General features: G+C 62.3%; 14 protein-coding genes. 12 read left to right on the forward strand and 2 right to left on the reverse strand.

Annotated features, from left to right (window positions below; translation table 11 throughout):
* The first annotated feature begins 25 nt into the window (after positions 1-25).
* Positions 26-1,219 carry an acyl-CoA dehydrogenase family protein gene (locus GSQ93_RS21315; protein ID WP_158937625.1) on the forward strand — a complete coding sequence of 398 codons (1,194 nt, stop codon included), beginning with the start codon at positions 26-28 and terminating at the stop codon, positions 1,217-1,219.
* Between the two features lie 13 nt (positions 1,220-1,232).
* Entirely contained in the window at positions 1,233-1,751 is a 519-nt protein-coding gene (hpaC, locus tag GSQ93_RS21320) for a 4-hydroxyphenylacetate 3-monooxygenase, reductase component (RefSeq protein WP_174254658.1), read from the forward strand.
* A 27-nt stretch (positions 1,752-1,778) separates the two neighbouring features.
* On the opposite strand, the gene GSQ93_RS21325 is transcribed toward hpaC, so the two are convergent.
* Positions 1,779-2,483, reverse strand: a complete 705-nt coding sequence (locus GSQ93_RS21325) for an EthD family reductase (RefSeq protein ID WP_158937627.1) — start codon at positions 2,481-2,483, stop codon at positions 1,779-1,781.
* A gap of 157 nt (positions 2,484-2,640) precedes the next feature.
* Between GSQ93_RS21325 and GSQ93_RS21330 the strand changes: the two genes are divergently transcribed.
* The 10 genes from GSQ93_RS21330 to GSQ93_RS21375 all read left to right on the forward strand — a co-directional run bounded on the left by GSQ93_RS21330 (position 2,641) and on the right by GSQ93_RS21375 (position 12,551).
* The gene (locus GSQ93_RS21330; protein ID WP_158937628.1) at positions 2,641-3,093 is read left to right on the forward strand and encodes a hypothetical protein; all 453 of its coding nucleotides are present in this window, start codon (positions 2,641-2,643) and stop codon (positions 3,091-3,093) included.
* Positions 3,090-4,028, forward strand: coding sequence for an NADP-dependent oxidoreductase (locus GSQ93_RS21335; protein ID WP_158937629.1), 939 nt, complete (start codon positions 3,090-3,092; stop codon positions 4,026-4,028). Before GSQ93_RS21330 ends, GSQ93_RS21335 begins: the two co-directional genes overlap by 4 nt.
* 136 nt (positions 4,029-4,164) lie before the next feature.
* Positions 4,165-4,926, forward strand: a complete 762-nt coding sequence (locus tag GSQ93_RS21340; protein ID WP_158937630.1) for an HpcH/HpaI aldolase/citrate lyase family protein — start codon at positions 4,165-4,167, stop codon at positions 4,924-4,926.
* Positions 4,927-4,933: 7 nt separating this feature from the next.
* The gene (locus tag GSQ93_RS21345) at positions 4,934-6,370 is read left to right on the forward strand and encodes an FAD-binding oxidoreductase (protein WP_158937631.1); all 1,437 of its coding nucleotides are present in this window, start codon (positions 4,934-4,936) and stop codon (positions 6,368-6,370) included.
* Entirely contained in the window at positions 6,370-7,389 is a 1,020-nt protein-coding gene (locus tag GSQ93_RS21350) for an ABC transporter permease (RefSeq protein WP_158937632.1), read from the forward strand. The genes GSQ93_RS21345 and GSQ93_RS21350 overlap by 1 nt, the downstream gene beginning before the upstream one ends.
* A 20-nt stretch (positions 7,390-7,409) precedes the next feature.
* Positions 7,410-8,378 (forward strand): ABC transporter permease, encoded by a 969-nt coding sequence (locus tag GSQ93_RS21355; protein ID WP_254073978.1) that lies wholly within the window; start codon positions 7,410-7,412, stop codon positions 8,376-8,378.
* 2 nt (positions 8,379-8,380) lie between these two features.
* Entirely contained in the window at positions 8,381-10,255 is a 1,875-nt protein-coding gene (locus GSQ93_RS21360) for an ABC transporter ATP-binding protein (RefSeq protein WP_158937633.1), read from the forward strand.
* Positions 10,256-10,386: 131 nt separating this feature from the next.
* A complete protein-coding gene (locus GSQ93_RS21365) occupies positions 10,387-11,079 on the forward strand; it encodes a GntR family transcriptional regulator (RefSeq protein WP_158937634.1) in 693 nt (230 codons plus the stop codon).
* A 12-nt stretch (positions 11,080-11,091) separates the two neighbouring features.
* Entirely contained in the window at positions 11,092-12,258 is a 1,167-nt protein-coding gene (locus GSQ93_RS21370) for a thiolase family protein (protein ID WP_158937635.1), read from the forward strand.
* Entirely contained in the window at positions 12,255-12,551 is a 297-nt protein-coding gene (locus GSQ93_RS21375) for a zinc ribbon domain-containing protein (RefSeq protein ID WP_158937636.1), read from the forward strand. The genes GSQ93_RS21370 and GSQ93_RS21375 overlap by 4 nt, the downstream gene beginning before the upstream one ends.
* Here GSQ93_RS21375 and GSQ93_RS21380 read toward each other — a convergent pair.
* Complete coding sequence (locus tag GSQ93_RS21380) at positions 12,548-14,158, reverse strand: AMP-binding protein (protein ID WP_158937637.1); 1,611 nt, start codon at positions 14,156-14,158, stop codon at positions 12,548-12,550. The two genes, GSQ93_RS21375 and GSQ93_RS21380, sit on opposite strands and share 4 nt — an antisense overlap.
* Between the last annotated feature and the right edge of the window lie 73 nt (positions 14,159-14,231).

The following is a 14,231-nucleotide window of genomic DNA, read 5'->3' on the forward strand; positions in this document are numbered from 1 at the left end:
GATACAAAATCACGCCGGAGCCCCGATGAATCTCGCAGACGATCCCAAACTGGCGACCCTCACCCGCGCATCGAGCGCTATCGCTAATCCGCTCGCGCTGGACGATGTGATCGCGGAAATCGCTGAGCGCCGCGATGAATTCGATCAACTCTCGCACGTTCCCCGCGACATGATCGCGACCATGAAGCGCGCCCGCATTTTCCGCGCAAGCACGCCGAAATGCTTCGGCGGCGACGCGCTCGCGCCCGCTGATTTCCTGCGCGTGCTGGAACGCATCGCGGTGGCGGACGGGTCGACCGCGTGGGTGGCTGCGTTCGGCTCGGCCAATGTTTATCTCGCCGCGCTGCCCGTTGAAACCCAGCGTGAAATCTATGCGAGCGGCCCAGACCAGGTGTTCGCGGGCGGTTTGTACCCCGTACAACCTGCCGCTGCCGCAGCGGGTGGCTGGATCGTGAGCGGCCAATGGCACTTCGCGAGCGGCTGCAAGGGCGCGGACTGGATCGGCGTGGGCATCGGCGGGCTGCCAGCAGGCAGCGACAGTCCGAACGCCGGCAAGCCGCTGACGGCGGTGTTTCGCGCGGAAGAAGTCGAGATCGTCGATAACTGGAACGTGGTCGGCATGCAGGGCACGGGCAGCCACGACCTGCGCCTGAAAGACAAATTCGTCGCCGATCCGTGGACCTTCGTGCGCGGCGGCGGCGCGGTGATCGATGAACCGTTGTACAAATATCCCGCCGTGTCGTATCAGGCCGAAGTTCACGCGGCGGTCAACGTCGGGCTGGCGCGGGCGGCGCTTGACTTGGCTGCGGAGATTTCCGGCGGTACGAAAACCACGACCGGCGCGCCACGTCTGGCAGATCGTGCGTACTTTCGCATCGAGCTGGGTCGTGCCGAAGCGCAGTGGCGCAGCGCCCGCGCGTTCTTCTATCAAGCGTCCGATGATGCCTGGAACTCGATCATAGCCGGCCGCCCGGTGACGCCCGAGCAGGCGAGCCTGTTGCGCCTGAGCGCCACGCACGCCGCCCATGTGTGTGCGGACGTGGTCCAGCAGGCTTACCGCCTGGCCGGTGTCGCGGCGATCTATCGGAACAACCGGATGCAGCGCCTCGTTCGCGACTCCATGGTCGTCACGCAGCACGCCTTTTTGGGCGAAGCGACCTACGATGGCGCCGGCGCCATTTTCGCGGGCATCGCGCCCACGATCACGCCGTATCCGTAAGCCGGGAGGCAGCATGAATGAAGTCGATAATCGTAAGCTGTTCCGCGAAGCCATGGCGCATCTGTCGGCGGCCGTGAACATCATTACGACCGATGGCCCGCATGGCCGCTGCGGCATCACGGCAAGCGCGGTCTGTTCGGTAACGGATAGCCCGCCGACCATGCTCGTCTGCGTGAACCAGTCGAGCGCCGCGCATGCGGTGTTCGCGGGGAATGGCAAGGTCTGCATCAATGTGCTGCCCGGGAATCAGCAAGAGCTTGCGCGGCACTTCGCCGGCATGACCAAGCTGCCGATGAACGCCCGCTTCGAGCAGCAGACCTGGACATCAGGACTTCTTGGCACGCCCGTTCTGACCGATGCCCTCGCGAGCCTCGAAGGGCGGATTGTCGAGCGGAAGACGGTCGGGTCGCACTCGGTCATGTTCGTGGAAATCGCCGACATGGTGGTGCGCCACGATGGCGACGGCCTGATCTATTTCGATCGCGATTTTCATCGGCTGGCGCGGGTGGAGAGGGCGCCGGCTGCTTGCTGAAGGCGTAGCGCACGTTTCGCGCGCCGGTCAGTTGTTCGTGAAGTCACGCGCGACGCTGATCATCGGGAAATGCAGGTTCGCACCGCTGAATGGCGGGAAGTTCTTGAAGTCGGCGCGCATCTCGTGGCGAACTGGCGACGCCAGCGCGGCGTTCAACGCGTCGGGCGAATCGAAGACCACCTTGTTGCGCTGCATGGCGTTTGATCGTCCCACCGGCAGCGCGCCGCGATAGTCCATCCGCGTGTAAATCTCGATCTCCCGAATGCCGGGGAAACGCGCCATGATCGGCGGGTGACTATCGATGTAATGGCCCAGCCACGCGTTCAAATCTTCAGCAGGGCCCTCGTAGCTGACCATATAGGTGCAGCGAGGGGCATCGGCCGGTTGCGAGCCGAGGTCGGGTACCGGAAAGCGCCGCACAGCCATGACCTGCTGCGTCAGATCGCACTCTTTCAATCCTGTCAGCGTCACTAGCGCATGCGCGCTGCCGCCTTCGCACAAGACGTTTTCCAGCGCATCGATACTCTCGAAATACAGCTGCAGCGTGCAACGCGGCGGTGCCTCGGCGTGCAGATACGGGTCGTTCGCGCCGCCTTCCACGGGCACGTGGACCACGGCGCGTTTGATGCCCGGCATGGTCGCGGCAATGGAGTGAATCGCCTGCGGATCGACCGTTTGAGTGAGGTCGGTCGCGGCGCGCTCGGTCGCAATCAGAAAGAGGCAGACATCCATGAGTTTTGCTTCCGGTTGGACAGGCTGAAAACGATTTGGAAACGTCGCTTGACGAACTGTGTTTCCAATAATAATCTGAATTCAGAATGTTGCAAAAAGCTTTGAGGGCGATTTTTCGCGCCCACGCCCTTTTTGAAAATCTATCCGGAAACTCAAGGTGATCGACGCACATTGTCATAGCAGCAGCATTCGCGTTCAGGCCGACGCCCATCGCGCGTTCTTACTAATGGCCGACGGCGAGCGGCAAGGCCGATGGGCGCTGGGAAGCTGGAAGCGCAGAACGGTTGGGGCGCAGACGTTCGTTGGGGAATCGGTGTTCACGGGCGCTGAAACCTGGGTGCGGATTCATGCCGATCCGGTTGCATTGACGATCGATTACGAGGTCGGCGGCAATGAAGAAGGTCTGCGATTTCGCAATGCCGCGCGCGTATTCGATGGCCCGACATTGGGGCATCCCGAAGGCACGGCAGTCATCACGCTTCTCACGTGGCGGCTGGCAACGCAATCCGACGACGCATGGGCGCAAATCTGCTCGACGCACGAAACCGAGATGTTCCTGATCCGGGCGCTGCTTGAATCGGGTCGTGACAGCGACGCAGCGCCGACATGAAAGCGATCCAGTATTCGCGGTACGGCGCGCCCGATGTCCTCGAACTTGTCACGCTCGATGATCCCATCGCGGGACCGAACGAAGTTCGTGTTCGCCTGAAGGCCGCGGGGGTATCGCCGATCGATGCGAAGCTCCGCTCCGGCGCCTTGCAAGCGCATTTCTCGCTGACATTCCCGAAGATTCCGGGCCGTGACGGCGTGGGTGTTATCGATCAAATCGGTGAGGGCGTAACAGGGCTTTCCCTTGGCGATGAAGTCTGCGTCGCGGCCGATCCGACCGGCAGCGGAACCTACGCCGAGGCAATTGTTTGTGCGTCATCACGCGTGGTGAAAAAGCCGCCCAACCTCTCGACCTCACAAGCCGCCGCGCTGCTTCAGCCCGGCGTCAGCGCATGGATCTCGATGTGCCGGACCGCGATGCTTTCAGAAGGCATGAGCCTGCTGATTCATGGCGGCGCGGGGGCGGTTGGTGGCCAGATGATCCAGCTCGCGCGTCATCTCGGACTCAACGTGACAACAACCTGCCGCGCGCGGAATATCGACTATGTGCTGGGGCTCGGCGCGCATCGGGCGGTGGCCTACGATCGCGATGACTTCAGCGTGCTGCGTGATTTCGACGCTGTGTTCGACCTGATTGGCGGCGAGACGCATGCACGGTCGTATCAGGTGCTGAAAGCGGGCGGCCAGCTTGTCTACCTAACCGCGATGCCGTTCGAAAACCAGGCTGAGAAATACGGCGTCACCGTCACGCGCGCAATGATCTCCGACGCGCCGGAAGCGCTCCATGCCGTCGCGCAACTCGCCGCCGACGGCGTGCTCATACCCGGCGTGATGGCCACGCTCCCGCTCGCCGCCGCAGCCGACGCACAGCGCCAGTTTGAAGCGGGTCAGATCACGCGCGGCCGAATCGTGTTGAACATGGATGACCGAAGTTGAAAACGCTTGACGCCCAATTTTTAACCCAATAATCTGAATTCAGAATGTCGTAAACGCGGTTTTAGGTCAGTTGAATGATCGAGTTTCGACCCGCGCGATCCAACCCGGTTTCTGAAGAAGTCCTGGCAACTATACGATGCAAAAAATTCCCGATGTCCGCCCCGCGCCCCAGTCGATGCAAAAAGTGTTCGCGGAAAAACGCGCTTTGTCGTGCGTGTGGTTCGCAATGGGCAGTACGCCGCTCGTAGAGATTGGCATGACCGCCGAGCCGGACCTGATCGTGATTGACCGGCAGCATGGCTTGTGGGAACGCACGGCGCTTGAAGCGGTGATCGGCCAGGTGCGGTATCAGGTTCCGGTGATCGTTCGCGTGGGCGAAAACTCCGCTCAGGCGATTGCCGAAGCGCTGGATGCCGGCGCGGCGTCGGCATTGGTTCCGCTAGTCGAAACCGCCGATGAAGCGCGCCGCGCCGTCTCCTTCGGCCGCTATCCGCCCTTCGGACAGCGCTCGGCAGGCGGCGTCAGGCCGCTGATTGCCGGCATGGCAGCCATGAAAAACGATGGCGAGCGGATATCGATTGGCGTGATGATCGAAACGGTTGCGGGCGTGGAGCAAGTCGAAGCGATCGCCGCCGTGGAAGGGCTGGGCTATCTGTTTATCGGCACCGGCGACTTGTCCTTGTCGCGGGGCGATGCCGCACCGGACGTAATCGAGCAGGACTGCGCGCGCATTTTGAAAGCCGCGCGCGCGAACCATCTTCCGTGCGGTATCTACACCGGGTCGACGCAGGACGCGCTTGCCGCTCGCGCGCTGGGCTTCGATTTCGTCGTGGCCGCGAGCGACATTGAAGTAGTGCGTGCCGGGTTTGATCAAGCCGTTTTCGCGCTCAAAGACTGAGCCGATCATGACGTCATCTTCGCGCAGTTTCGTCGAACGATTGGTGGCCGAGTTGGGCGCTGATGTGGTGACACCCGGCGTCGATCTCGGTACCCGGCGGGTGCGGGACTGGAGCGGAACGCCGGGCGCCGAGCCCATCGCGTTGATCCGGCCGCGCTCGACGCAAGAGGTATCGCAAGCGCTCGCGTTTTGCCATGCCAATCAGCAGGCGGTCGTCACGCAGGGCGGGTTGACCGGTCTCGCGGGCGGCGCCAACCTGTTCGGTGGCGAGGTGGCGTTGAGTCTTGAACGGATGAGTGCAATCGAAGAAGTCGATACCGTCTCGGGCACGATCACCGTGCAGGCGGGCGCGGTGCTGCAACGCGTACAGGAAGCCGCCGATGCCGCCGGGATGATGTTTCCTCTCGATCTCGGCGCGCGCGGCAGTTGCACGATCGGCGGCAACCTGGCGACCAACGCCGGCGGAAATCGCGTCATCAAATACGGCATGGCGCGTGATCATGTGCTGGGTCTGGAAGCCGTGCTCGCAGACGGCACCGTGGTCAGCGATCTCCACAAGATGATCAAGAACAATAGCGGCTATGACCTGAAGAACCTGTTGATCGGCAGCGAAGGCACGCTAGGAGTTATCACGCGCGCGGTCATGCGGCTTGCGCCGAAGCCGTTGGGGGTATCGACGGCGTGGTGCGGGCTCCCTGACTTCGCGGCCGTTACGCGTTTGCTGCAGCATGCCCGCGCGCGGATGTCGGGCGGCGTCTCGGCGTTCGAAGTGATGTGGCCGAGTTATTACGACTACGTGCTCGCCAACGTGAAGACCGTGCGCGCGCCGCTCGACACCACGCATGCTTTCTACGTGCTGCTGGAGAGCATGGGTTCCGATGCCGAAAGACAAGCCGAAGAGTTCGAGACCATGCTCGGCGAGATGCTCGATGCCGGCGTGATCGAGAATGCATCGCTGGCCAGTTCCGCCGCCGATGCCACCCGCTTCTGGGCCGTTCGCGACGCGCCAGCTGAATTTCCTATCCTTCTGCCGGGTCTTATCGGCTTCGACATCAGCTTTGCGATTGCCGATATCGGCCAGGTTGCCGCGCAATGCGAAGCCATGCTGCATGCGCGCTGGCCCGATATACGCACGCTGGTGTACGGCCATCTCGGCGATGGCAACCTGCACGTCATCGCGCATCTGGAGAATGCGCCGCCCGATCTCGAAGAACATGTCGATGCCGCCGTCTATGAAATCACGCGCGAATGGCATGGCGCAGTCTCCGCGGAACATGGGATCGGCGGCAAGAAGCGCGCGTATCTGGGCTACACCCGCGACGCTGGTGCGATCGGCGCAATGCGCGCCATCAAGCGCGCCCTCGACCCCTTAAACCTGCTCAACCCCGGCAAGGTGTTCGTTGACACAGCGCCGGGCCAGTCGAGCCCCCTTGGAGCGCTGTGATGCTGCGGCTGATCTCTACTGTTCTCTCGCGCCGGCTCATTGCCGCGATCCCCACGTTGCTGATGCTCTCGCTGATCGTGTTCGCTGTGCTGCGCCTCATCCCCGCCGACCCGCTCGCGATGATGCTCCCGCCCAACGCCACGCCCGCCGATGCCGCTCTATTGCGCCATCAACTCGGCCTCGATAAACCGATCCCGAGCCAGTTCCTGATCTGGCTCGTGAATGCGCTGCACGGCAACCTGGGGGCATCGATATCGTTCCAGCAGCCGGTCGCCATGCTGATCGGCTCGACCTTGCCCGCCACGCTTGAACTCTGTCTCTCGGCACTCGTCATCTCGCTGATCATCAGCGTGCCGGGCGGCGTGTTTGCATACGCCGTCACCGATCGCCGCAGCGAGTTGCCGGTCAGCTTTGCCGTCGTGCTGATGCAGTCCGTGCCGTCGTTCTTGTGGGCCTTGTTGCTGATCGCGCTGCTGGGTGTGTACTTGCCCGTGCTGCCGTTTTCCGGGCGCGTAGGCGATGGCATTCCGATGCCGCATCTCACCGGTTTCCTGCTGATCGACTTCCTGATCAAGGGCGAATTCAGCGATTGGCTGAGTGCGGCGAGTCATCTCGTGCTGCCATCGCTCGCGCTGGCGTTCGGCTTCGCGCCGCTCGTGATCCGCGTGCTGCGCTCCAGCCTGCTCGATCAGCGCAATGAATCATATGTGGGCGTGGCGCGGTTGCGCGGGGTATCGGAGAGCCGGATCTTGTGGCGTCACATGTTGAAGAACGCGGCATTGCCCGCGTTGACCATGATCGGTGTGCAGTTTGGTTTCCTGTTCGGCGGCGCGTTGCTCGTCGAGATGATTTTCTCGTTTCCCGGCGTCGGCAATCTGATGGTGCAGGCGGTGCGCAACAACGACCTGGTGTTGATCCAGGGCATCGCGATCGTGTTCTGCGCGCTGATGCTGGTGATCAACGCGATTGTCGACACGCTGTACGTGATCATGAATCCGCGCTTGCGCAAAACAGCTTGAATCGTACGAAGAGTCACGACATGTCCACGACCCCGTTGAGTTCGAAGCACGATATGAAGGCTGACATGCTGGATGAATCCACTTCAGTCGAGCCATCGCCCGAAGCCGCTACGCCGCTTGTGCCGGTTGTGGGCAAATCGCCTCGTGCGCGCCGAAAGCCAGCTGTCAACCTCTGGCTTGGCGGCGCGATCGTGCTGGGCGTGCTTTTCTGCGCCGTGTTCGCACCGTGGCTCGCGCCGCATAACCCGCTCGATCAGGATCTGCTGCACATGTTGTCGCCGCCCGCATGGATGGCCGGCGGTGACGCAGCGTTTCCGCTCGGCACGGACAGCCTCGGCCGTGACGTGTTATCGCGCTTGTTATATGGCAGCCGTATCGCGCTGACGGTCGCGGTGATTGCCGCGTTTGGCGCGGGTATTGTCGGCAGCGTGCTGGCGATTCTCGCGGGCTATTTCGGAGGCTGGGTCGATCGCAGCATCAGTTATCTGGTGGACCTGTGGATGTCGTTTCCGCCGGTCGTGTTGTCGCTGGTGCTGATGGTGAGTCTCGGCGTCGGTATAGAGAACGTGATCCTGTCGATCGTGCTGGTGGACTGGACGCGCTTTTGCCGCGTTGTCCGCTCCGAGGTAATGGTCGTGCGCCAACGCGACTATGTGCTCGCGGCGCAACTGCTTAACTTCACGCATCTGCGGATCATGCTGCGCGAAATATTGCCTGCCGCGCTGCCGTTGATGATCACGCTGTTCTCGCTCGAAATGGGGGTTGCGATCACGGTGGAGGCGTTGCTGAGTTTCATCGGCCTGAGCGTGCCGGCCAATGTGACCGCGTGGGGCGTGATGATCGCGGACGCACGCGTGACCATGCATGATTCGTTATCCGGATTATTGTTCCCGGTGCTTGCGATCGTCATCACGGTGCTTGGCTGCAACCTTCTTGGCGACGGCCTGCGCGTCGCGCTCGATCCGCGCATGCGCAGCAAGGGAGAATGATCATGGCAACGCAAATCATCGAAGCCGTACTGCAACTGGATGGCGTGACGCTGACCGCGAAGCTGGGCGGCGTGCCGGTCGCGGCGCTGCGGGATTTGACCTTATCGATAGGGCGGGGTCGCGTGCTTGGCGTGGTCGGTGAATCGGGTGCGGGCAAAAGCATGCTGGCGCGCTTGATCTCGGGCTTGTTGCCCGGTGGTTTCACGGTGACAAGCGGCAGCATGTACTTCGCAGGACAGGACATGCTTGCCATGTCGGCGAGCAAACGCCGCGCGCTTCTCGGCCGAAAAATCGCGTTCATCCCGCAGGAACCGCTGACCGCGTTGAACCCGCTGTGGACCATCGCCGATACCTTCAATGAACATCTCGCGCGCGTGGGCGTGCCGTCAAACGAACGCTGGGAAACGGCGCGCAAGGCGCTTGAATCGGTGCAACTGCCGGTGCCCGCTGACATGCTCAAGCGCTATCCGCACCAGCTTTCGGGCGGGCAATGTCAGCGCGTGCTGATCGCGATGGCCTTCGCGAGCAATCCGGCGCTGCTGATTGCCGACGAGCCTACGACCGCGCTCGATGTCGTCACGCAAACCCGCGTGATGCGCATGCTCGCGGAACAGCAGCGCGTGCATTCGACTGCCGTATTGCTCATCACGCACGATCTGCGGCTGGCGGCGCATGTCTGCGATGACGTCGCCGTGATGTACGCCGGCGATCTGGTGGAGTACGGTCCGGCCCGCGATGTCCTCGATGAACCGCGTCACCCGTACACGCGCGCGTTGAAATACGCGACGCCTGATCTCACCGGACCACGGCGCCGCTTGCCGGTACTCGCTCAGCAAATGCCGGGCTTGTCCGCGCTCGCTGGTATTGCCGGGTGTCGTTTCGCACCGCGTTGTCCGAGCGCAGGCGCTGCGTGCGCGGCTGTGTTGCAGAATCGCGTGGCGCCTAACGGGCATCGGGTCGCGTGCAGTGAGGCGTGCGAACATGCGCCCCTGGTCGACAATTCGCAGGCGCCCCTGTTGCCGCCTGCGCCCGTCATGGGCGCGCAACCGGTGGCGGAATTGCGCGAGGCATCGTTGACGTACACGAGTCGCAGCGGAGTGTTCGGGCAGCGCAAGACTTCGTTCCATGCGGTGAAGCCGCTGTCGCTGCAGATTTTCCCCGGGGAGTTCGTGGGGATCGTGGGGGAAAGCGGCAGTGGCAAGACCTCGGTGGCGCGGTTGTTGATGGGTATCGAACAACCGACCGACGGCCGGGTGATGATCGGCGGCGAAGATTTGACGCATGGCAGCGCGGAGCGCGTGCGGCGTGCTCGGGAGCAGGTTCAGATAATCTTTCAGGATCCACAGTCGGCGCTGAATCCGCGCCGCTCAGTCGAGCGACTGTTGACGCAAGCGCTGGAAGCGGCCGGCGTGGCGTCGCTCGACGCAAAGCAACGGTTGGCTCGGGCGCAGTCGGTTCAACGCGACGTGGGGCTTCCCGCCGATACCCTCACGCGCTTTCCCACGCAGTTGTCAGGCGGTCAGAAGCAGCGCGTGAATATTGGGCGTGCGCTATGTGCATCGCCGCAATTGATTGTCGCCGATGAAATCGTGTCGGGGCTCGACGTATCCGTCCAGGCGCAGATCCTGAATCTGCTGCTGGAATTGCGTCGCGAGCGCCAGATTGCGCTGCTGCTTATCTCGCATGATTTGTCCGTGGTTCGCTACTTGTGCAGCCGCGTGCTCGTGATGCGTCGCGGTGAAGTGGTGGAGCAGGGGCCGACCGAGGAAGTGTTTGCGGCGCCGCGCCATCCGTACACGCGCGCATTGATCGACGCGGTGCCGAGCGATCACGCGGGAACGCCGTGGCCGCCCGCGGAGCTGGAGGAGGCGGCATGAACGGCATGGGCATCATGCGTGGCGGGCTTTGAGAGGCTGGCCGGAAGCTAGCCAGTACAATTATTGAGAGCGTGACACGGCCGCCATCGCGGTGGCATACGAAAACGCGGAACAAGACAACGGAGAACACCATGGCAACCGCCGACCCGACGGTTATCAAGCAGCCGCGACGTACCGCGCTGCGCCCGGCCACATTGATGGAGTCGGTGTATCAGGAAGTGCTGGGCCGCCTTCAGCGCGGCCAGATTGGCCCCGATGACCGCGTGCTCGATTACGAGATCGCGGAAGAATTCGAGTGCACGCGCATGCCGGTTCGGCAGGCGTTGCTACGCCTTGTGAATGAGGGCTATCTGGTCGGCACCACGCGCGGTTTCATCACGCCTGCGCTGACCGCTGAAGATGTGCGCGAGATCTTCGAAGTGCGCCGCATGCTCGAACCGGGCGCGGCGGCAGCGGCCGCAGCGGTCCTCACCGATGAACAACTCGCCGGCATGGGCGCGGCTTATCGCAAATGCCGCCGCGCGTTCGAGCGCAAGGACATCCGCTTGATGACCGAGGCCAATGTCGAGTTCCGCGCGATCTGGTTGGAAGGCGTGTTGAACACGCGGCTGAAAGGCACGATCCTGCGTTTCGCCGATCACACGCGCCAGGTGCGTCATGGAACCATGACGAAGCCGGGCACGATGAAGCTGATTGTCGACGGCATGCAGGTGCTGCTGAAAGGCTTCGTGGATCGCGATGCCATGACGGTGCGCTCGGCGACCCAGGGTTTTATCGATGACGCCGAGCAGCAGTATTTTCTCAACAGTGACGATGCAGTCTGACGCGTCCACGCGATGAACGACTTCGGGGGCGTGTCGATCGTGGCCGCGGTCGAAGTGCCGTACACGCGTCATGCGCCGGCCGGCACGACTACAGCGGGTTTGCTCGCTCAGGCCTTGAAGGCCGCGCTGTCGCAGGCTGAATTGTCGACGAATGAAGTCGATGGTCTCGGCGTTGCGTCGTTCACCTTGCCGCCGGATCACGCGATTGACTTCGCGTGGCGCGCCGGTTTGCGTGTGGGCTGGTGCATGGACGACTGTCACGGCGGCGCGAGCGGGATCAACCTGCTGCAGCATGCCGCGCGTGCCATTCAGGCTGGTGACGCAAGCGTGATCGTCCTGGTCAGCGGGGACCATTTCGAGGCGGCGGATTTCACGTCGCTGGTCGAGAATTACAACGTGACTACGCGAACGCATCTTCGGCCATTGAACACGGGCGGCCCGAATCCCCTGTTCGCGATGCTCACGCAACGCCAGATGCGCGCCGCGCAATTGACGCGCGAGGATTACGCGGCGCTGTGCATCGCGCAACGCGAGTGGGCGTCGATGAATCCGCTAGCCGTCTATCGTGAGCCATTGACGCTCGATGCGTATCTGGCCGCGCCGCTTGTAGCTGAACCGCTATGCCGCTTCGATTGCGTGCCGGTGGTGTCGGGGGCAAATGCGATTGTGTTGACTTCATCGACGCATCGTTGTGCTGAGCGTTCGCCGGTTCGCATACGGGCGCTGCGTGCATCGTATAACGTCGATCATCAGCATGGCGACGGGCTTGTCACGGGGCTTGCGGGCATTCGCGATTCCCTCTGGCGCGACGCGAACCTTCAGCCTGCCGACATGAACCTCGTCTCGGTCTATGACGACTATCCTTCGATGATTCTCGCGCAACTCAGCGACCTCGGGTTCGCGGATAACCAGCCCAACTTGCACGCGTTTATCCACGACCGCATTGCGTCACGCCGCTTGCCTGTGAATACGTCGGGCGGGCAATTGTCGGCGGGACAAGCGGGTGCGGCGGCGGGCATGCATGGACTTGTCGAAGCGATCACTCAGTTGCGTCATGAGGCCGGTGCGCGCCAGGTGGACGACGCGCGTTTCGCGGCGGTGAGCGGATACGGCATGGTGCAGTATCGATACGGCATGTGCGCGAATGCCGTCGTGCTCGAACGGGGAGTTGGGCAATGAAAGTCTTTGCTTGCGTAGCGTGCGCGCAGGTCGATTTTCCCCGGCGCTTGCTCTGTCCGTCGTGCGGGCGCGATGAATTTGTTGAGGTGGATGCGTGCAAAGGGTGCGTTGAAGACGTCACTACGTTGCATCATCGGGCGGGGAAGGCGGGCGGCGATATTGCTTACATTGCGACGGTGCTGACTCAAGCCGGGCCGCGCGTGATTGCGCGACTTGAGCGCTTGCTTGCACCGGGCGCCGTCGTCTCGCTTCGCCTCGAAAGCGACGGCGCCATTGCTGGTTTCAGCGGCTAACTCACCCGCTTCTTGAACGCCCGCAAGTCAAAGCATTCCGGCGCGTTCAACGGGTCCGCGCCGAACGCGGCAAGCTGCGTCTTCTGCACCTTGTTCGTCGATGTCACCGGCAATGCGTCCACGAACGCAACGTATCCTGGCGCCTTGTAATAGGCGAGCCGCTCCAGGCACCACGCCTGCAACGCACGTGCGGTGGCTTCACTACGCACCGTTCCCGGCGACACGATCACGCAGGCCATCACTTCTTCATCGCGCAGGGAATCGGGCGCTGCAATCACTGCTGTCTGACGCACATCGGGATGATCGAGCAGGCACGCTTCAACCTCCAGCGCCGCAATATTTTCCCCCGATCGACGGATGATGTTCTTCTGCCTGTCGACGAAATGAAGACTGCCGTCGTCGCCGCGACGCACGATATCGCCGGTATGGAACCAGTCGTGTTGCCATGCAGCTTCCGTTGCGGCATCGTCTTTCAGATAACCGCGGAAAAACCCGAGACGCGGATCGGGTCCCTCACGTCGCACCAGCATGTGGCCCGGCACACCGCTCGCGACCTCGTTGTATTCGGCATCCACGAGCTTCACTTCCATGCCCGAACGCGGCTGGCCGAAACATCGCGCGCCTGCGTGACGCGGTTCGCGACTCGACGCAATCACCACGGCGCCGCCCGTCTCGGTCATGGCCCATCCTTCAATAAGCGGAAAACCGAAACGCTGTTCGAACACCCGTTGATGTTTCGGATCGACGTTCGCACCATAGCCGAATCGAACCGAATGCCCGACGGGTTTATCGATGTCCATGCCTAGCAAAATCGCAGGCATGACGCCGAGATAATGGACGATGGTCGCGCCGCTTTCTGCCACATCCGCCCACCAGCTTCGCGGATGAAACCGGTCGAGCTGGACCACGCAGCCGGCGGACAACACCATGGCCATGGTGGAGCAGGCGAGCGCATTCATGTGGAATAGCGGCAGCGGAGTGATCAGCCGTTCGACACCCGGACGGACTTCGCACAAGCCGCCCTCCGTGATGTAAATCTCGGCAATGGACAAGAAATAGCGGTTGTCGAGGATGCAGCCTTTGGGTTTTCCCGTGGTTCCTGACGTGTAAAGAATCGCGCATTCATCGTCTATGGACGGTATGGCCGACGTGCCGCCAGCGCTTCCGATCCTCGGCAGCGTGGAGGCGTTCGCATCGGCTACGGGCACTTTGTCCTGGAGTGCGGCATGCAGAAGCGGCTGCGTTGTATCGATCCCAACCGCCAGCACGATCTCGCTGTGTTCAGCCACATACGCTATTTCATGCGGGCGCGAATCCGCGTTGAGCGGAACCACGCTGATGCCGAGTGCATTGAGCGCGAAGAAATGAAAGAAAAATTCTGGCCGGTTCTCAAGCAGTAACGCCACGCGCATGCTCGCGCGATAACCCGCATCTCGGTAGCGCTCGATCTGCTCATCGATTCGCACCAGCGTTTCGCCGTATTTCAACGTGAGCGGTTCGGGTGTTGCGTAATGCTTGCGAGCGGAGGCGGGAATATGCAGAAAATCGTTGTCAGGATACTGAAGCGCGGTTTGCTTGAACGCGAGATAAGGCGAGGTCGATGTCATAAGGCGAGAGTGAGGTAACGCGTTCGGACGAGCGCTTCCCGAACGAGCGAGTGACGCCCGTTCAGGCAAAAGC

This window comes from Burkholderia sp. S171, from assembly GCF_009766085.1.
Taxonomy (GTDB): domain Bacteria; phylum Pseudomonadota; class Gammaproteobacteria; order Burkholderiales; family Burkholderiaceae; genus Caballeronia.